Here is an 18513-nt window from a genome sequence, read left to right as displayed (position 1 = left end):
TCTTCACAAAAAGCCAAATAAATCTATTTGGCTTTTTCAAATAGTAAGTGACTTTAGGAAATAAAATCCTGTATTCTATTCAAAGAGTTCATGAGGATAAGTAACGGAAACAGTGTAGCGAAAAAAATACGACTTCCCCAGACTGCATTCCAAAACTTCTCTCCCTTACGCAATTTTAAAATAAGAATGAGAATCGAAATGCTACTTGCAGTAAATAGAAACCAACAAAAATCTTTCTGCCGCTTTATTCCATAGTTCAATTCTTCAATTTTCCACAAATTATTTTCAGAAAATGATAAGGTAATGATATCCTTTTCTAACCCAATTATATTAAATTTTTTTACGATTACACTGTCTTTTTGCTGTGAAACAATATCATAACCATTTGGTAAAAATGAAAGCTTGTAGACAGCAAGATATGACAGAGAGCCCACTATGATAATGAATAGAGTGAAGCCTAAAAGCGTTCTGATTTTATATTTTACTGAGGAATTCATTATTTTCATGCCTACCTTTATGCTTGGTCATTATTAACAAAGTGAAATAATCAACTATACCAAGCTATCGCTTTTCTATCAATCTCCAATGCTAGTTGTTCTTTTCCTTTAATGTATGATTCAATATCATAGGGAAAACGTTGAGACAGCTTCTCTTTTAAATCCCCATAATTTTGAGCAACATCTGGGTGTGCCCGTAAGTAATCCCGAAATGCAAGATGACGTTCAATTTCAGAATTCCCGGATTCATAAATATGAACATGATGAGTTCGATTATCTCCCCCTTTTTGGAAGTATCGACGTTCGGGTATACCATTTTCCCCCTTTGGATCATAGCCAATGGCAACCATTGCCTTGTGAAATTCATCAATTCGATTAATGTCCCTCACTACCGGCATTATATCTATAATGGGCTTTGCCAGCAGTCCAATTACAGAAGTGCTGCCGATATGGTGTATCTCGATAATTTCAGAACCGAAAATCTCATGCAATTTATGGGACTCTTCTTCAAAGTTTGAAACCCATTGTTCATCATAAGGTTTAACGTCAACTATTCTCATTTAAATCTCACTTTCCGTCGTTCAATAAATCATTTTTTTTATAGCTTTATTAAACGATGATGTTTATTCTGATGAACAGTATAAGAATTATAATAACAGGGGCTCATCTGTTCATTTATAAAATTATAGTCCCCGTTAACGAAAGCTAGTTCTTTCTTTCTCCTAAAAAGTATTAGAATAATAGCCGCATAAATCACATCTTCATTGCGAAAAATAAGAATTAGTAAAAAATATCATGATAATTAATCCTAACCCTGCTACTAGTAAATAGACTCCACTAACAGTGAAAAAAGATATCTCTAAAAGTTTACTAACCCTTTTTTTATTGATTTTCAAGCCTGCCATCCCCCTATTTAATCAAACAACGTCTCTTTATCAGGGTCCCTTGAAAACTCAAAAAGTGTTTTTATTTGTGATTCTATCACTCTATCTTCAGAAAGATCTGGTATATTGTTTTCAGAGAAAAACTGAATACCACTCGTTTCGATTCCGGTAGCTGGAATACCTCCAACAATTTCACACTGAATAAAAACTTTATAATAATGATACGGTTGCGGAGGATGCGGATGTTTATTTTTATCGAACAAAGCAAGCAGTTTCGTAGGAACTACATCATAGCCAGATTCTTCTTTTATTTCCTTTATAATATTTTCAGACGGCGACAACCCTATATCGCAAAAACCACCAGGTAAAGACCATCTATTATCCATATTTTCTTTTACCATTAATATCGTATTATCTTTAAAAACTACTCCACGAACATCGACTTTAGGGGTTTGATAACCTGTTTCATTCATAAATAAATCCTTGATTTTTTGCATTTCTACCCCTGTGTGTTCTTCCATGATTTCTGCACTAATCATGCGTAATTCTTCATAACGCTCGATATCATACATGTCTTTTGAAAAGGTTAATCCTGATTGAGATATTGCTTGTATTCTCTTCGCCCATTCCAACCATTTAGTACTCATTAGTGACACCAATTTTCATAGAATCAATGAATTCTGTTACACTTTTAAAGATAGCATCAGGTTCAATCGTAAATTCCATTGAATGATAATCAGGTAACCATTGAACGCCTACAGTATGTACATTCGCTTGAACGCCAGCATCTATGTCTGCATCACTATCTCCGATAAATAGTGCCTCACTGCTTTCGACACCTAAAAGAGATAAAGCTTTTAATAACCCTTCTGGATCAGGTTTTGGTTTGTTCACATCATCCCCTGTTATGATGACTTCAAACAGCCCCTCCATCTGTAAAGCTTTCAAAGATATATCTAAACTTCTTTTTGCCTTTCCAGTAAAGATCCCAATTTTGAGTCCTACTTCTTTTAAGTGCTTTACTAGATCAACAATTTCCTTATGTGGTGTAACTAATTGGTTATGGCGTTCAGAGTACTTTGCATAGTACAACTCAATAGCTTCGTCTTTATTACTATTGGATAGGTTCTCTCGAATAATCCCAGTTTCTGACGGGCCAAACATTGCCTTTATTTCTTCTATGGAAATATCTCTACTATCAAACTCATTGAAGACACACTGAAAAGCATAATAACAAATGGGTAAGGTATTCGCTAAAGTCCCATCAAAATCAAATATAATCGCTTTGATAATCAACACGTCCTTCAATTCGATTTTCACACCACTATTCGCCCTGTTTAACGGTGGCAACATACGTACCACCTATAATATCGTGGATTCCTCTTTTATCTTCACGAAATATAAGGCTAGACTACCAATCCAGATTAGATACTCTGTCCCCACACTAATTCATCCTCGTAAAGTCAAACTCTTATTTACTATTGTACCCTAATTGAATGAATTGTTGGAATTAATACAGTGAAACGAACTCTTTTAATGAAAAAAGAGTTACCGATCAAATTAAATTGATCAGCAACTCTTTTATCCAACAATGATAGTACCACTTACCTCATTCTACCCCGCTCTCCAAAATCGAAAAAGTCCCCTTATCGCAATTGATCTTTGCCATCACACCGTAGGGCAAAACAATTTTTGGTTCTGTGTGGCCGAAATTCAAATTATAGAGAATCGGTAAATACTCTAAGCCATACTCTTTCATGACCTGAAGAATAACTTCTTTATAGGATTCATAATATTTTTCGTCCTGTGGTTTCCCAAAAACGATACCATTTGCCATTTGAAGAATACCTTGTGCAGCATAATTACGCAACCAGTATTTTATAAAACTAGGTTCGGGCTTTTCCTCCGATGTTTCGAAGAACAGAATGCTGTCCTTCCAATGCTTCTGTTCGGGCCAAATCTCTGTACCCTTCGCGAATTCTAGTACCTCGATACACCCACCAATCAATCTTCCTTGTACAACTCCCGACCCTTGAAGCACTTCATATCCATGATTTGGTAGCATTTTCCGGCGTCTATTCTTATTCCTTTCATGCCATTCCAAATGCTCACTCGTCCATTTTAGAGCGGGTTTAATTTTACCGATAACATCATCAGAAAAAAGTATCTGCTTCAACATATCAATTGTATAGGAATCCATCTCAACGTTTTCAGCGAAATCAGTTAAAATCGCCGGACCATAAAAAGAAGATATACCTGCTTTATGGCAAAACAGATGAGTAATCGTCACATCAGAATAACCCATGAATATTTTCGGGTTTTTTCGTATTATGTTGAAATCAATATATGGAAGTAAACGAATACTTTCTTCCCCACCAATATTCGCAAAGATTCCTTTAATGCTCTTATCCTTAAATGCCGTCATTAGATCTTCTGCACGAGCCTGTGGATGTTCATAAAGGTACTCTGAACCTTTCAAACTATTCGGCATCGGGAGGACCTCAAGGCCAAAAATACTTTCTACTCTTTTAACCCCTTGGTCATAACGCCATCTAAGTTCTGAATCACCTGCCCCTCCCCAAGAAGGACTTACTGTTGCAATTTTATCTCCTGGTTGCAGTTTCTTTGGTTTTTTTAGCAAACTAATCCCCACTTTCCCCTGTTGTTATCAGTCTATGCAAAATATTGCTCATTATCAGCTTCAATCATTGAATAATCTTAAGGCCTATCGTAACTCATAACCCATATTATTACATCCTTTTTTTGCTTAGCTAGATAAGATTTTGCATCTTGGCAATCTGAACACATAGGTCTAGTGTACAATTTCAGTTACCTATTTTTACACTTAAATCCCCCTCTAAACTAAAAAAAGCCATGCAGAATTTCCGCATGGCTTCATTCCTTTTACAATTTCACTTTTTGCAAGCGCAATGCATTCAATACAACGGACACCGAACTGAATGCCATCGCTGCCCCCGCAACCCAAGGGGCTAATAAACCAATTGCCGCAATAGGAATTCCGATTGTGTTGTAGAAGAATGCAAAGAATAGGTTTTGCTTAATATTGCGCATCGTTTTGCGACTCATAATAATCGCATCAGCTACACTATTAAGGTCTCCACGCATCAGTGTAATATCTGCTGCCTCTATCGCAATGTCTGTACCTGTTCCGACAGCCATTCCGATATTCGCCATCGCAAGTGCTGGCGCATCATTGATACCGTCCCCAACCATCGCAACTTTCTTACCTTGGTCTTGCAATTTTTTAATTTCATCACTTTTTTGTTCTGGTAACACTTCTGCAATGACATGAGATAGCCCAACTTGACGAGCTATTGCTTCCGCAGTTCGTTGGTTATCGCCTGTCAGCATGATTACTTCAAGACCCAATGCCTGCATTCTAGCAATGGCTTCTTTCGATGTTTCCTTCACTGTATCCGCGACTGCCACAATACCTGCAAGTTTATGATTCACAGCAATCAGCATCGCTGTTTTCCCTTCACTTTCAAACTTTTCCATAGCAGCATTCGAGTCTGAAATAGCGATTTTATAGTCGTTCATCAATTTTCTAGTACCGACTAATACTTCTTTACCACTAACATTTGCCCGGATACCATAGCCCGGTAACGCTTCAAAATCAGACACATCAAGTAGTGATAACCCTTTTTCTTTGACGCCTAAAACAATGGCTTGTGCTAAAGGATGCTCGGACTGATTTTCAGCTGTTGCAACTAATTGCAGCACTTCATCTTCTGTAAAGCCTGCTGTCACTGTAATATCTGTTAACGCAGGTTGACCTTTTGTCACTGTACCTGTTTTATCCAACACGACAGTGTCAATTGAACGGGTATTTTCCAAATGTTCTCCGCCTTTAAAGAGTAAGCCCATTTCAGCTGCCCTACCTGACCCTGCCATAATCGATGTCGGCGTTGCCAAACCTAACGCACATGGACAAGCAATAACTAGAATCGAGATTGTTGGTATCAATGCCGAACGGAAATCGCCTGGTGTTACAATGAAAAACCAGATTAGGAACGTTGCAACTGCGATAACGACAACAACCGGTACAAAGATACCTGAAATTTTGTCTGCTAAACGTTGGATTTCAGCTTTCGAACCTTGTGCTTCTTCCACTACTTTTACAATTTGTGCCAATGCTGTATCTTTTCCAACTTTTGTTGCTGTGATTTGCAATGAACCATTCTTATTGATTGTCGCACCAATGACTTTATCACCTGCAACTTTATCAACTGGGATACTTTCACCTGTAATCATCGATTCATCGATGGCTGAACGTCCTTCAATAATTTCGCCATCCACCGGAATTCTTTCACCTGGCTTCACAAGAATTGTGTCTCCCACGATAACTTCTTCAATCGGCAGTTCCATTTCAACGCTACCTCTTAGGACTCTCGCTGTTTTAGCTTGTAAACCTAGCAACTTTTGAATCGCCTGACTCGTTTTACCTTTTGCACGAACTTCAAATAATTTACCAAGTACGATTAATGTAATGATGACAGCGGACGCTTCAAAATATAGCTCGGGACTTCCAACTTTGCCATTATTCATCCATTCAATCGATAAATAAAGGCTATAGAAGTATGCCGCACTCGTACCCAGAGCAACCAATACGTCCATGTTGGCACTTTTATTCCGTAGTGAATTAAAAGCACCTTTATAAAATTGAGCGCCAATGATAAATTGAACAGGCGTCGCAAATGCAAGCTGAAGCCACGGATTCATTAGAATATGGGGCATATAAATAAATGATAAAAACTCAAAATGCGCCACCATTGTCCATAGTAATGGAATCGTTAAAATCAGTGAAATAATGAACTTTTTCTCTTGCTTTTTGATTTCTTGTTCCTTGTGATCCATTTTGTCTTTGCTATCTTGTTTTGGAATTAATTCATAGCCCATTTTCTTAACGGCCGTAATCATCTCTGTTGTTTCAACTTGTTTACTATCATATTCGACTGCAATTGTTTCTAGCGCAAAGTTAACACTTGCGTTGGAAACACCATCCATCTTGCCAATACGTTTTTCGATTTTCGTCGCACATGCCGCACAAGTCATACCTGAAATGTCAAAAGCTACTTTTTCTTGAACGACGTTAAATCCAAGTTTTTCAACTCTCGCCTTAAACTCATTGAAATTCGTTTTAGCTGGATCGTAGACGATTGTTGAACTTTCCAATGCAAAGTTAACGTTTGCTTTCTCAACACCCTCTATTTTTGAGAGCCCTTTTTCAATGCGATTCGCACATGCTGCACAAGTCATTCCAGTAATTTGTAACGTTTTTTCAGAAGTAGCCATTTGTCTCTCCTCCAATACTCGGTAGGGGTATATTTATTTCAAAAAGAAGGATCATACCAAAAAGTATAATCGTTTCTACTACTATATACCCCCATGTGGTGTAAGCTGACAGTCTATTCGTTAAACGAGTTCGTAGCCTTGCTCTTCAATCGTTTCCTTGATTTGCGCAAATGTAGTTGCATTGTCAAATTCTACTGATACTTCATTATTGCCAAGATCTACTTTGACTGTTGAAACACCCGTAAGTTCCCCAACGCTCGTTTCGATTGAATTAACACAATGATTACATGACATGCCTTCTACTTTTAACGTTTCTTTCAAATTAAAAACCTCCTGTTTTTGTTATTACCCTAAACTTACTATACCCCTGTTAGGTATGTCAAGCGAGGAGCATTTTTACTTCGTCATTGTTTTCATAACGTCCATCAATTCTTTAATAGCCGCATCACCATTCTGACCTTTAATGGCATTGACTACACAGTGATGTGTATGATCTTCTAACAAGGCTAAAGAAACCTTGTTCATGGCTGATTGAATCGCGCTAATCTGATGCAAAATATCGACACAATAGCGATCATTCTCGACCATTTGATGAACGCCTCTTACTTGTCCTTCTACACGTTTTAACCGGTTAAGAAGCTGTTGTTTATTTGGTTGGACTGTTGTTTTGGTTGATTCCTCCATGATTTTGCCTCCTTAAGCAGGTGCGCATACCCCGTACCCCTATATTAGCATTTTACTTGGTGTGGGTCAACGAGTTCGCTTTTTAGGTTATTTTCCTCAAAATAATGCACGAATTTGAAAAAAGATTCCCTTCTTTTGCCATGTTCACTATATTTTTCGGCTGCCTTAAATCGATCCGTCATCCCTGCAACTTTTCTTTCCACTACCTCAATGTACAGTTGCTGTGACGTCGTCAACTCCAGTTCATCGCCTTCCCCCATAATCTTCCATTACCGCTAGTTGCTCGGAATTTAATATTGATCCAAATGCGATTCCACCATTCCCTGCTAGTTTAACCATTTTCTCTAAACTAAATCCTCCTTCATCTCTTTAGTTACACGATAGGTGTTGCATGTTGCAAATCAGACTTTTCAATTTGAATCGTTGTATGCATGATTTTAAACTGCTTCTCGATTTGTTGAATCGCTTGTTGAAGTATGCGCTGTTCATCTTGATTATCCTCTATTAGCAGGTGGCAAGTAAGTGAATCCAATCCGGATGTAATTGTCCATACATGAAAATCATGTACATTGATAACTCCTTCGATCGCTTCTAATGTCTGCTTGACCTCTTGCTGATCAATTGTAATCGGTGTCCCTTCCATTAGAATATGAATCGTCTGTTTAATAATCCCCCATGCACCTTTTAGGATTAACAACGCCACGACAACACTGATAATTGGGTCTGCAACATACCAGTCAAAGAAGTACATAACAATCCCGGCAATAATTGCTCCGACAGAACCAAGTGCATCGCCAAGGACATGCAGATAGGCACTGCGTAAATTTACATTATCCTTCACATCGCCTTTGCTAATTAAAAACCAAGCACTAAGTAGATTGGCCGCTAACCCAATGAACGCAATGATAATCATCGAACCACTCGCAACAGTCTGTGGCTCAAAGAAACGTCCATACGCATGATAAACAATCATTCCTGCGATGACAAACAACGTTCCCCCGTTAAATAATGCCGCTAAAATCTCAAATCGATAATAACCGTATGTTTTTTTAGGTGAAGCCGCCCGCGCAGCAAACCAAATTGCCACTAAACTTAGCGCCAATGACCCCGCGTCGCTCAACATATGCCCCGAATCGGCCAGTAAAGCCAAACTGTTCGTCAGCAAACCTCCAAAAAACTCTAACAGCATAATCCCGGCAGTAATTATAAATGCTATCGCAAGTCCTTTTTTATTTCCTTCTCTAGCGTGACTGTGATGATGTCCGTGGTCGTGATCATGCATGATAAATCACTCCTTATCTTTTAGTCGTTCTCCAGTATAACTGTCGAGCTACTCATTTATGTTTGGCTATAATTATGTAGATTACCCATATACATAATTGGGGTATAATTTATTTAAAAAGAATGATTATACCTAAAGGCATAATCCCCTAAACTACTTTCTACCCGTACATGACGTTTGAAACTGTTGATTTACTTATGTTGAAATTAGATGACGTTATAGCCTTCTTCAGTTCTTTGAGCATTATCAAACTCCACCACAACCTCATCACCACATACATCGACTTTGACAGAAGACACACCGATAAGTTTGCCAACACCACCCTCAATTGAATTGACACAACTAGTGCAAGACATCCCTTGTACTTGCATTAGACCCCTCATTTTGAACACCTCCTGTTTTATTAATGTTTTCAATTTACCATACCCCCATGCAGTATGTAAATCAAAAAATAAAAAGTCCATCCCTCATTATTTCGAAAAGGCTTACTATTAGTCTTCTAATACAATATCTTGTTTTTCAACCGTTATATAGAATAGCTCTAAAACTGTATTGGGGCGATGAAATCATACGGTTGTTTAAAATATGATAAGTCGACTATCTAGCAATCAAGGAACCTACATAATCAGCCGGTTTTCGGGCCGAAATTAACAATAATACATCTCGAATGGTAAAACCTAATTCATACGATGACTTCAAGTCATGAAATTGTCGGAACTCTTCCTCCATTTCGAATTTGCGAATGCTACACTGGATTAAATTGGTTTATCTGAGTAAATCAGATAAACAATATTAACAGTGAGTTGGAGGTTACTATCGGTATTGAAAATCAGACTTATGCATAAACATCAGTCATTCTACTCAGGTTGTAGTTTAAAGAGATCTTAAAAACATGTAAGAGGAGGCGTTCCATCTTGTCTACAAGTTCATTAATCAGTTTAAGCAGTACAGCACTTTATATATCCTTTTTTATCTACTTACTAGCAATTATTCCTTTAGGACTAGCAGTTAGGTCGAAAAGAAAGATATTTTCAATACTTGGAATAACACTGACTTGGGTAGGTTTCATTTTACAGATTGTTTATTTTATAACTAGATGGTCTGTTGCCGGACATGCACCAGTTAGCAACCTTTATGAATTCATGACTTTCTTTGGCATTATGCTCGTTGGAAGTTTCCTGATTATGTATTATTTATATCGCCAAAGTGTAATTGGACTCTTTGCTCTTCCGATAGCACTGCTAATTCTGGGCTATGCAAATGCATTTTCGAAAGATATAACGCCCCTTATTCCCGCTTTGCAAAGTAATTGGTTAACAATACACGTACTAACAGTAGCCTTTTCTAGTGCGGTATTGTCCATATCTTTTGTTACAGGTATTATCTACCTTTTAAAAATAGTTAATCCAACTGAAAAAAGCAAGAATACATTCTGTTTGGAGCTCGTCATGTATTTTATGGTAGTTGTATTGGGCTTCATTCTAATGACTAGCACATTTAATGCAGTCGGTTATACTAAAAATCTTCAATTCGAAAATCATAAATCTGAGGTGGACGTTTATAACTATAAATTACCAGCCATTACCGTTCCTAAAAACTCAGTGGTTGTCCAATCAGTGGATGCGAATTCTTATGAGGCTGTCGATCAAAAAAACGGTATTATAGAGATTCCAAACTCGATTGATGCATTAAAATTGAATACAATAATATGGTCATTCCTTGTAGGGACTGTGCTCTACACAGTGATTCGTCTTTTCACGAAGCGAAAAATCATTTCTCTACTCAAACCACTTACTCATAAAGTAAATGCGAACTCTATGGATGAAATTACTTACCGAGCAGTCATCATTGGTTTTCCTTTGTTCACACTTGGTGGACTGATATTCGCTATGATTTGGGCCCAATTTGCTTGGAGCCGTTTCTGGGGGTGGGACCCGAAAGAAATTTGGGCTTTAATCACCTTCTTATTTTATGCCACAATGCTACATTTAAGGGTAGGGAAAGGATGGGAAGGAGAAAGAACTGCTTGGATGGCAGTCATTGGTTTTGGAATAATTATTTTCAATCAAGTCTTCGTGAACCTTGTAATTGCTGGGCTGCATTCATATGCTTAATAAAAAATATTGATAGATCGAGTTATGTTACTCACTAAACGAAAAAACGATTCCCCATTTCAACATGGTGGAATCGTTTTTTTTAACAGTTTGTTGAATTTAATTGTTAACTAAATTAAATCTCTAAATAGTAAATCAGACGATACAGGTTTCAATCCTATTTCTCTAGACCAAACAGATAATTGTCCAATATGATGAATTTCATGTGATAGTATATGTGTAATTATTTTATCAAACGAGAATGAATTAGTAGTACCATTTCTACTCTTTACTACCAAAGTTCTATCTTCAGATTCAGACGTATGTGATTTTATGAAGCTCTCTGTTGCTGGTTTGGTTAGATTAGAAAATGACTTAACATCATTAAGACTTGATATTCTATTTATATCTTTAATGATGACAGATGTACCTTGCATTTGATTAACCCATATTTGTTCGCAGTCAATTACATGAAATAGATTATGTATTATGCTCTGCATACCCCCCATACGTTTTTTAGTGAGTTCTTCGTATGGAATGGTTTCACACCACTTAAACCAGTCTTCTCTGATTTGCCAATTATACTGAAACATATTTATCAATTAAATCACTCCAAACTTTTTCAACGCGAACTCAATTCCGTCTTCACTTGACTTTTTAGTTACGAAATCTGCAATTGTTTTTATTTTTTCATTCCCATTCCCCATAGCTATACCAAGTCCTACTAATTCCAACATGTCTATGTCATTCTCTCCATCACCAAACGCAATAGCCTCTGATTTATCAATGTCGAAATACTTTAAAACTTTTATAATGGCTAATGATTTAGATACTTCTTCTTGTAGTACATTCAATACATAAGGATGCCATCTCTTAAATGTTAGATACGGAAAATTTTGAATATATTTCTCAACTATTTCGTCAGTTGCATACAAACACATTAAGTAAACCTCTTGATTATAAATCAGTTTATTTATTGTAGGATAGTTATTCAATGATAGAGTTTCCTTCAACGCTTTTACTATTTCAGTATCTTTTACACCATTCATGCTAAAATCTTCAGTGAAGAATGAAAGACCTTGATTCTCTGTGTAGGAAAATTCAACGACATCTTGAATCACATTTTTATCCATCGGCACTTTATGAATAACCTGGTGATTGTGTTTGACATACGCTCCATTCGCAGTGATGAACGTATCTATTCCTAGTGCTTTTATTTCTTCGCACATAGATAATGGTCTTCCTGTTGCCGCTACTACCCTTATTCCTTTGTTCACTAATGCTTTGACTGCTTCTTTAGTATTAATTGAAATACTCCCATCTTCATGGTGCGTTATTGTTCCATCAACATCGAAAAACACAATTTTGTAAGCCATAAAAATCCCCTTCAGTAGCAGTAAGTTGAAAAGCGAGAAAATTGACATTAAATCATACTATACGTTTTTGGATTAAGCTGCTGTTGCAGTAACTAATGATATACTTCGAAAATCTTAAAGCCATTTCAATTCTCTGCTCATCAGAAGTGAAAAACTCGATCCCAGCACCTTTACGAACATTTATTGCTTCCTTAATTATCTGATGCCATTCCTCTGGTAGATGCAGCAATCCATACTCGCCAGCACCAAGTTTTGATAGTACGTTATGTTCTTTTAAGGTATAATATTGGCGTAACAATCCGAGAATCGACCATTCAATTTCAAAATCAATCTCTTCAGCTGATAGATGAAGTAACTGTCCCAATGAACTCTCAATTCTTTGGATCCGTTGTGCCCAATACGTATTCATATTTTCATGTACATAAGAAACTAAGAGCTGTGGATCAACTTCAAATCTTAGCGCAGTTGGTTCTGGACCTAAAATGCTAATTCCATTCGTTTTCAGTATCCACCAAGTGATAGAGTTAAAATAAGCACCATAACTCAATTCACCATCGTTATAGAAAGGATAAATATTATCATCAGCTTCCAGTTTACCAATATCCTCCCAAAGAACATAGACTCCATCCATTTCTGGTTTTTGATAGTTACTGGCAATAATACTATGAATTTCGGCTAATACTTCCACTTCTTCTCCTGACAAACGGCGATTTATTATTGCAATAAAATCAATATCACTTGAATCATTCACATAGGCATTCAGTGCAATTGATCCTTGGATATAAAATCCTTCGAGTGTGTTTGGTAAACGCTCATGAAACAAGGCGATGTAGTCCTTTAGAATGGTCTGTACAACAACTGGTAATTGCTGCATCAAGTTCTCCCCTTAATAAAAATGCATAATTCTCCACTAGTACAATGAATCCTATTTACTGTGTTTTAAATAAACAATATCTCCATTTTTCGTCACATCAAAAACTTCGTTATCTTCTGAATATAAAATTTTCACGTTGTCTACAGAATCTGTACCTTCAAAGAATATCCCAAACTTATTACTCTCAGGATAACCATATAGATAACAAACCACTTTTCCGTCTTTCATGAAAACGATTTGATTCATGCCCTCACTGACTGTTTCACTGATATTCCCCCACTTATAAGTGGTCATACATTTCAGAATCAGCATATTTCTCAAATTTTTCTTCAAATACATTCCTACTCAAACATTCTTCCCTCCACAATTGCATATTCCAATGGTGTAGCAATAGGAAAGCAACCTTCAAAATTACTTTTCCACAAACGAGAATTCCCGCAACATTGAAATACGCATAATAAATTCAGACTTAACCTAACAATTTAGACTATAGCTTGAAGGATCGTATACGATCTTGATAAGCCCTTCAAAAAGGTGTCTCTGGGATGGATTAGCCCAATCATCCTCTACATCGGCCATTAACCACATAACCTCATCTAGAAAAACATGCTCTACTGCTTTTTCCCAATAAACGTAATCTAGATCGGTAAGACTACTATATTTTTTATAGCCTTGCAGGAATAATTGCCATTGTTCAGGCGTAAATGGTTTGTCTGGAGCGGTTGATAATTCATTATGAAATAAAAGTAGGGCTAATGCTACATCAAAAATACGTGGAATCCAACTGGCATTATCAGGATCTATTAAATAAGGATCTGGTGTATAGATTAAGTTATTCGCTTTGAAGTCATGTGGAGTGAGTACAAATTGCAAACCGCTATTTTTCAATTCTTCTTGCTGATTAACTACTTCTACTAATTTCTTTTTCAGTTGAATACCTTCAATTTTAAAATCATAACCTGCAGCGTATTTTTCTATCTTTTGAACACTCTCTGCCACTTCGTCCACATTAAAATCAAAAACATCATATTCTTCTAATTCAAACGTATTTTCCATGGGCGAAAGGCTGTGTATTTCCCCCAATAGTTTGCCTGCTGCTATGATTTCGTCATCTTTACCGGAATACTGCGCTCCCTTAATAAATGGATAAACTACATATGTATCCTCTCCGATTGATTGAGGGTTTTCCACACTTAAACTAACTGGTGTTACCACATTTACTCCATTTTCTTTTAAGTTGGTCGTATACCTCATCATTCTTTGTGCACGCTCAATTGGTCTCTGTGTTTTCTTAACAATAAAATCATTCATTTCACTGTTAACTCGATATACCGGGGAGAAAGGATAAATACTTTTCGGTTCTTCTTGAGTTTGAAAGCCGAATCTTTTTAATACTGCTAGTCCATTCATTATGTTTCCCCCATATCAATATACTTTATTGATAGATTTATCGCCTAGAATACTTTTAAATTGAAAGTCGCTTTTAAAATATTCACGTAGTGTAACCTCCTTATTTTATAGTGTAGAAAAATCGAAATTAACCATTAAATGCCACTGACTCTTACACGAGTTCAAAGTTAATAACCACCTTCATTAATTACAGAAAAAATGAGTTGCCGAAACAACTCAATTTATCATTTCGACTATAAATTTTATATTTACCTCGTAACCATGAATACACCGCCACAATGCGATACGCGATGAAATTCACATTTACAAACGTTTTTTAACGAGTATTTGATTTCATTGGAGACTAAATAAAACTCATCCTCATCCCAATATTCAATGCTATTATGTCTACAAATATCAAGCTCCTTACGTGTATGAAATGCAATATCCCCAATGAATATTTTCCCATTCGCTGAAAGTAGAGGTAGCAAACTCTTGATAAAGGTGATTTTCTCTTCATCCGCAATATGATGCAGCGCATATGTGCTTATAATAAAGTCATACTTATTGACTTCAAAAGAATCAGGAAAGCCCTTGGTAATATCACACTCCACCAAATTTGCCATTGGCATTTTAGACTGAGCTACCGCAATCATCTGAGTAGAAAAATCTAAACCATCTATGCGATGCCCATTTTCATAAAGTCGACTCGTTAAAACCGCTGTGCCAAACCCTATATCTAAAATGGTTGATTGTTGCTTTTGCATGACCTCATTAAAAATAGTATTCAATATTTTTTTGTATCCAGCAAACGGATACAAATTATTTTCTTCACACACTTGTACTGTTTGATCATAGTCATTCGCCCATAAATTAAATCCTTGCTGATTTAACATGAATGCTCCCCCTATAATTCGAACGAGCAATCGAGCATTCCTTTTTATTTAAAAATAGTCTTTTTAAACAATTTGATTTACCCGATTAGTCGCCGATCATTTCCCTTAAGACGTTGAATCCAAAGATAATAGTAGTTTTTTTCATAATAAACTCCACCTTTCATAGATACATAGATATTATCATAACCTTTTGTATTTTGGAACAACTGCCGCGGAAATAATCCCCTTCCAATTTAACCTACCCCTTTTGTACCGTATGATTTGCAATCCTATTCAACATACGGTTTCTGTAAAGTTAAATTCGCTTCACAAAGCTTTAATGGATATAAAAAAAGAAGAGCCCATTTCTCGGGCTCCACCGTTTTATCCAATCTCTTCTAGTAAATACTCCAACCGATAGTGGTGTGTTATCAGCCTATCAAGTACAGGATCTTTCATTTCGATTACATATTCATCTCCATATGCTAACGAACTTCCAACTGTTCCGATTGTTCCTGAATAAAAGATGTTTCCATTTTGGTCAATGTTCATTTGTTTAAAGTTCTCAATTAACGCTTGTGGTGACATTAGATCACCACAAGTACCTTTTTGGTATAGCTCTTCTTTGCCATCGGATTTTATCCAACATGTTAACTCAATTTGGCTCCAATGATCTGCTACATCTTCAAATTTCCAAACATCCTGCGCTAAAATATTTGGACACGCTTGCTTAGACATCGGAACGCTGAAAGTTTCTAGTTTACGATCAGTATGATCGCTCCCTACCGTGACATACATTTCATCATTAGACCAGATTAATACATACTCAATTTCTCCGCTTGTTTCATGATGTTGAACTTGGAACGTGTCTGCATACGTAGCCAGCTGATTTGATACTGGATACAATGTAGGAATGGTGGTAGGGGTTGCGACGCCTAACTTCGACAATTCATCGATATGTTCTTGTACTTTCTCCTGATCCACTCCTGCATATCCTGCATTAAATATATTTTCTACATAAATCTCTAATTTTTCCTCACTACTTTGAATGCTCATTATTAATTTATTTTCCATCTTTCGTCACGTCCTTTTCTTCTTTAGTATAGTTCTGGGACCCTGCTTGAAAATACCGGTACATCTTTTCGTACTTTTGCGGTAAGTTCTAAAGCTAAATCATTTACTATCGTTTCCTCGCTTTGTTCTTGCCCTATGGAAAGTTCACTTCCCCAGGGATCTATAATCATGGACATCCCAGCATATTCAACATTGTTATACGTACCAACACAATTACATGAAACGACAAACATTTGATTTTCAATTGCTCTCGCTTTTTGCAAGGTATGCCAGTGTTCTTTTCTGACTGTTGGCCACTCCGCTACAACGTGAAGTACTTCAGCTCCTTTAAGCGCAAGTTCTCTAGAGAGTTCTGGAAAACGTAAATCGTAACATATAATGAGCCCCATCTTAATGCCGTCCAATTCAAAGATGCTTACTTTTTTCTTTCCTCCTTCTAAGTAAAGATGTTCATCCAACATAGGGACAAGATGAATTTTGTCATATTCATAGACTAGTTCCCCTAGTCGATTTACGACAAAAGAAGAATTGTAAATACAACCATTCTTTTTATTCGCAACTGAACCACCAATAATATTCACATTGAAACGCTTCGAAATCTCTGTTAAGAAGGGAATTGTATCCTGCCCCGTTTCCTCTGCCACTTCTTCCAAAATAGATAAGGTATAACCCGTAGTCCACATCTCCGGAAGAACGAGGATATCCGGGGATGTGGATTCCATTGTTTTTTCCACCCATTCCATTACTTTTCTTCTGTTTTCAGACGGTTTTCCGGCTACAATTTCCATTTGATAAATTGCATACTTCAATTTTATTTCCTCCTTTTAAGTCTGTGGTATGTGGCATGCCACAGATAGCAAATAATTAAGTTAACGAATGATCTGGACGAATACCAAACCAAAGTAGAATAGCAAAAAATACAGGTACAATACTCACTAGCAAAGTGGCCTCCCAACCGATGTTTTGTGCAAGCCAGCCACATAGTACGGGAGATGCAAAAGCGCCAAGATTTCCCCAAAGATTCATCCAACCTGACACGGAACCAGAAAATTCATTCCCCAAGTCCATTACTGCTGACCAAGAAGCGATTACTGGAAATCCTAAAGCTCCCAAAGAGATTGTCAGCCATAATACATTCATCCACGGAACAGTAGCATAAGCTGCTAAATACATTGATCCAGCAAAGACGATTAACCCAGCTATCGCAAGCGAACCTCTTGCAATCATTTTTGACTTCCCTTTCTTCACTAACAAATCCGAAATTGCGCCACCCGTCATAACTGTGATAAATATACCTAACCAAGGGAAACTAGCTGCGAATCCCATTTCGCCTAGCGAAAAATTTCTAGCTTCCATCAAATAAGTTGGCAACCAGACTAGGAAGAAAGTAATAATATACAAAACAATAAAATATTGAAGACCTAGCGCCCAGAAACGTCCATTTTTCAAGAACTTTTTCCAAGGAGCAAGAGTCTTTTTATCCCCCATAACTGTTCTATTCTCCATGATCTGTTTCAATTCTTGTTTGTTCACGAAAGGATGATCCTCCGGTCTATCCCGACCAACTATATACCAGATTAATGCGACCAGAATGCCCAACGCTCCAAAGATATAAAAAACCGCTTGCCATCCCCATGCTTGAAAAATAGCCACGGTTATCACGGGTGCAATCACTGGACCAAAATAAGATCCCGCTAACAGCGCACTTGCAGCCCGCCCTTTTTCCTGTTGTGCAAACCAATGCGTATTAAAGACTACATTTCCCGGATACATCGGACCTTCCCCAACCCCAAACATAAAACGTACGAGCGCTAATAACCCATGAGATTTAACAATCGCCGTTAACCCAGTAAATACTGACCACCAAATCAAGGCAATCATTACAATCTTCCTTGCCCCAATACGCTCCGCAATTATTCCAGCAGGAATTTGAGAGAGTGCATAGCCTAAGGAGAATAATGATGCTAACATACCGAATTGAACTTTGCTCATATTCAAATCTTCCATCATTGGCTTTGCAATAATTGCGATGTTTGATCGATCCATATAAGCAATCAATCCAATAAGGAAAAACATAAAAGCCAACCACCATCGTACACGCGATGGTTTTTCAATTTCTTTACTCTCCCCATCTTCTATTAAATTTGCTGAAATTTTCGACATACATTC

The 18513-nt window shown here is 37.0% G+C and carries 21 protein-coding genes; 1 reads left to right on the top strand and 20 read right to left on the bottom strand.

Annotated elements, in window-relative coordinates:
• Positions 1–53: 53 nt before the first annotated feature.
• The 11 genes from ACP8HG_RS05880 to ACP8HG_RS05830 all read right to left on the bottom strand — a co-directional run bounded on the left by ACP8HG_RS05880 (position 54) and on the right by ACP8HG_RS05830 (position 9046).
• Positions 54–497, bottom strand: a complete 444-nt coding sequence (locus ACP8HG_RS05880; RefSeq protein WP_067209197.1) for a hypothetical protein — start codon at positions 495–497, stop codon at positions 54–56.
• Positions 498–547: 50 nt separating this feature from the next.
• On the bottom strand, positions 548–1057 hold the full coding sequence (locus ACP8HG_RS05875; protein ID WP_399632279.1) for a GrpB family protein: 510 nt from the start codon (positions 1055–1057) through the stop codon (positions 548–550).
• Between the two features lie 353 nt (positions 1058–1410).
• Complete coding sequence (locus ACP8HG_RS05870; protein ID WP_399632278.1) at positions 1411–2028, bottom strand: NUDIX hydrolase; 618 nt, start codon at positions 2026–2028, stop codon at positions 1411–1413.
• Complete coding sequence (locus tag ACP8HG_RS05865) at positions 2018–2674, bottom strand: HAD family hydrolase (protein WP_067213942.1); 657 nt, start codon at positions 2672–2674, stop codon at positions 2018–2020. The genes ACP8HG_RS05870 and ACP8HG_RS05865 overlap by 11 nt, the downstream gene beginning before the upstream one ends.
• A gap of 316 nt (positions 2675–2990) precedes the next feature.
• The gene (locus tag ACP8HG_RS05860; protein WP_438298335.1) at positions 2991–4022 is read right to left on the bottom strand and encodes a S66 family peptidase; all 1032 of its coding nucleotides are present in this window, start codon (positions 4020–4022) and stop codon (positions 2991–2993) included.
• A gap of 263 nt (positions 4023–4285) precedes the next feature.
• Complete coding sequence (locus tag ACP8HG_RS05855; RefSeq protein ID WP_438298334.1) at positions 4286–6697, bottom strand: heavy metal translocating P-type ATPase; 2412 nt, start codon at positions 6695–6697, stop codon at positions 4286–4288.
• Between the two features lie 120 nt (positions 6698–6817).
• A complete protein-coding gene (gene copZ, locus ACP8HG_RS05850; RefSeq protein ID WP_082786566.1) occupies positions 6818–7018 on the bottom strand; it encodes a copper chaperone CopZ in 201 nt (66 codons plus the stop codon).
• 75 nt (positions 7019–7093) lie between these two features.
• Complete coding sequence (locus tag ACP8HG_RS05845) at positions 7094–7381, bottom strand: metal-sensitive transcriptional regulator (protein ID WP_067209184.1); 288 nt, start codon at positions 7379–7381, stop codon at positions 7094–7096.
• Between the two features lie 44 nt (positions 7382–7425).
• A complete protein-coding gene (locus tag ACP8HG_RS05840; RefSeq protein ID WP_255428421.1) occupies positions 7426–7641 on the bottom strand; it encodes a hypothetical protein in 216 nt (71 codons plus the stop codon).
• Between the two features lie 113 nt (positions 7642–7754).
• A complete protein-coding gene (locus ACP8HG_RS05835; protein ID WP_187044817.1) occupies positions 7755–8663 on the bottom strand; it encodes a cation diffusion facilitator family transporter in 909 nt (302 codons plus the stop codon).
• A gap of 206 nt (positions 8664–8869) precedes the next feature.
• A complete protein-coding gene (locus ACP8HG_RS05830; protein WP_082786565.1) occupies positions 8870–9046 on the bottom strand; it encodes a cation transporter in 177 nt (58 codons plus the stop codon).
• A gap of 531 nt (positions 9047–9577) precedes the next feature.
• On the opposite strand from ACP8HG_RS05830, the gene ccsB reads away from it, so the two are divergent.
• Positions 9578–10777, top strand: coding sequence for a c-type cytochrome biogenesis protein CcsB (gene ccsB, locus ACP8HG_RS05825; protein ID WP_187044816.1), 1200 nt, complete (start codon positions 9578–9580; stop codon positions 10775–10777).
• A gap of 110 nt (positions 10778–10887) precedes the next feature.
• On the opposite strand, the gene ACP8HG_RS05820 is transcribed toward ccsB, so the two are convergent.
• From ACP8HG_RS05820 to ACP8HG_RS05780, 9 genes are all read right to left on the bottom strand, one after another.
• Positions 10888–11349 carry a DinB family protein gene (locus ACP8HG_RS05820; protein WP_338656851.1) on the bottom strand — a complete coding sequence of 154 codons (462 nt, stop codon included), beginning with the start codon at positions 11347–11349 and terminating at the stop codon, positions 10888–10890.
• Between the two features lie 9 nt (positions 11350–11358).
• Positions 11359–12132: a Cof-type HAD-IIB family hydrolase gene (locus ACP8HG_RS05815; protein WP_438298333.1), complete on the bottom strand. Its 774-nt coding sequence runs from the start codon at positions 12130–12132 to the stop codon at positions 11359–11361.
• A 52-nt stretch (positions 12133–12184) separates the two neighbouring features.
• Positions 12185–13006, bottom strand: coding sequence for an aminoglycoside adenylyltransferase domain-containing protein (locus tag ACP8HG_RS05810; protein ID WP_067209169.1), 822 nt, complete (start codon positions 13004–13006; stop codon positions 12185–12187).
• 51 nt (positions 13007–13057) lie between these two features.
• Positions 13058–13300: a hypothetical protein gene (locus ACP8HG_RS05805; protein ID WP_438298332.1), complete on the bottom strand. Its 243-nt coding sequence runs from the start codon at positions 13298–13300 to the stop codon at positions 13058–13060.
• A 180-nt stretch (positions 13301–13480) separates the two neighbouring features.
• A complete protein-coding gene (locus ACP8HG_RS05800) occupies positions 13481–14416 on the bottom strand; it encodes an aminoglycoside phosphotransferase family protein (protein WP_438298331.1) in 936 nt (311 codons plus the stop codon).
• Between the two features lie 248 nt (positions 14417–14664).
• The gene (locus ACP8HG_RS05795) at positions 14665–15291 is read right to left on the bottom strand and encodes a class I SAM-dependent methyltransferase (RefSeq protein WP_187044810.1); all 627 of its coding nucleotides are present in this window, start codon (positions 15289–15291) and stop codon (positions 14665–14667) included.
• 363 nt (positions 15292–15654) lie between these two features.
• A complete protein-coding gene (locus ACP8HG_RS05790) occupies positions 15655–16344 on the bottom strand; it encodes a DUF2848 family protein (RefSeq protein WP_438298330.1) in 690 nt (229 codons plus the stop codon).
• Between the two features lie 23 nt (positions 16345–16367).
• On the bottom strand, positions 16368–17153 hold the full coding sequence (locus tag ACP8HG_RS05785) for a carbon-nitrogen family hydrolase (protein WP_438298329.1): 786 nt from the start codon (positions 17151–17153) through the stop codon (positions 16368–16370).
• A 55-nt stretch (positions 17154–17208) separates the two neighbouring features.
• On the bottom strand, positions 17209–18507 hold the full coding sequence (locus ACP8HG_RS05780) for an MFS transporter (protein ID WP_438298328.1): 1299 nt from the start codon (positions 18505–18507) through the stop codon (positions 17209–17211).
• Positions 18508–18513: the final 6 nt, after the last annotated feature.

It is taken from the genome of Sporosarcina sp. FA15 (assembly GCF_051550195.1).
GTDB lineage: Bacteria > Bacillota > Bacilli > Bacillales_A > Planococcaceae > Sporosarcina > Sporosarcina psychrophila.
Note: the sequence above shows the minus strand (reverse complement) of the source record. Positions and strands in the feature narration are given on the sequence as shown.

What these genes read in the sequence shown, in the direction of transcription:
- ACP8HG_RS05845 (WP_067209184.1), bottom strand. Translation starts at nt 7,381, where the DNA reads ATGGAGGAATCAACCAAAACAACAGTCCAACCAAATAAACAACAGCTT.
- ACP8HG_RS05795 (WP_187044810.1), bottom strand. Translation starts at nt 15,291, where the DNA reads ATGTTAAATCAGCAAGGATTTAATTTATGGGCGAATGACTATGATCAA.
- ACP8HG_RS05790 (WP_438298330.1), bottom strand. Translation starts at nt 16,344, where the DNA reads ATGGAAAATAAATTAATAATGAGCATTCAAAGTAGTGAGGAAAAATTA.
- ACP8HG_RS05875 (WP_399632279.1), bottom strand. Translation starts at nt 1,057, where the DNA reads ATGAGAATAGTTGACGTTAAACCTTATGATGAACAATGGGTTTCAAAC.
- ACP8HG_RS05830 (WP_082786565.1), bottom strand. Translation starts at nt 9,046, where the DNA reads ATGAGGGGTCTAATGCAAGTACAAGGGATGTCTTGCACTAGTTGTGTC.
- ACP8HG_RS05870 (WP_399632278.1), bottom strand. Translation starts at nt 2,028, where the DNA reads ATGAGTACTAAATGGTTGGAATGGGCGAAGAGAATACAAGCAATATCT.
- ACP8HG_RS05815 (WP_438298333.1), bottom strand. Translation starts at nt 12,132, where the DNA reads ATGGCTTACAAAATTGTGTTTTTCGATGTTGATGGAACAATAACGCAC.
- ACP8HG_RS05805 (WP_438298332.1), bottom strand. Translation starts at nt 13,300, where the DNA reads ATGACCACTTATAAGTGGGGGAATATCAGTGAAACAGTCAGTGAGGGC.
- ACP8HG_RS05840 (WP_255428421.1), bottom strand. Translation starts at nt 7,641, where the DNA reads ATGGGGGAAGGCGATGAACTGGAGTTGACGACGTCACAGCAACTGTAC.
- ACP8HG_RS05800 (WP_438298331.1), bottom strand. Translation starts at nt 14,416, where the DNA reads ATGAATGGACTAGCAGTATTAAAAAGATTCGGCTTTCAAACTCAAGAA.
- ACP8HG_RS05835 (WP_187044817.1), bottom strand. Translation starts at nt 8,663, where the DNA reads ATGCATGATCACGACCACGGACATCATCACAGTCACGCTAGAGAAGGA.
- ACP8HG_RS05855 (WP_438298334.1), bottom strand. Translation starts at nt 6,697, where the DNA reads ATGGCTACTTCTGAAAAAACGTTACAAATTACTGGAATGACTTGTGCA.
- ACP8HG_RS05810 (WP_067209169.1), bottom strand. Translation starts at nt 13,006, where the DNA reads ATGCAGCAATTACCAGTTGTTGTACAGACCATTCTAAAGGACTACATC.
- ACP8HG_RS05820 (WP_338656851.1), bottom strand. Translation starts at nt 11,349, where the DNA reads ATGTTTCAGTATAATTGGCAAATCAGAGAAGACTGGTTTAAGTGGTGT.
- ACP8HG_RS05880 (WP_067209197.1), bottom strand. Translation starts at nt 497, where the DNA reads ATGAATTCCTCAGTAAAATATAAAATCAGAACGCTTTTAGGCTTCACT.
- ACP8HG_RS05780 (WP_438298328.1), bottom strand. Translation starts at nt 18,507, where the DNA reads ATGTCGAAAATTTCAGCAAATTTAATAGAAGATGGGGAGAGTAAAGAA.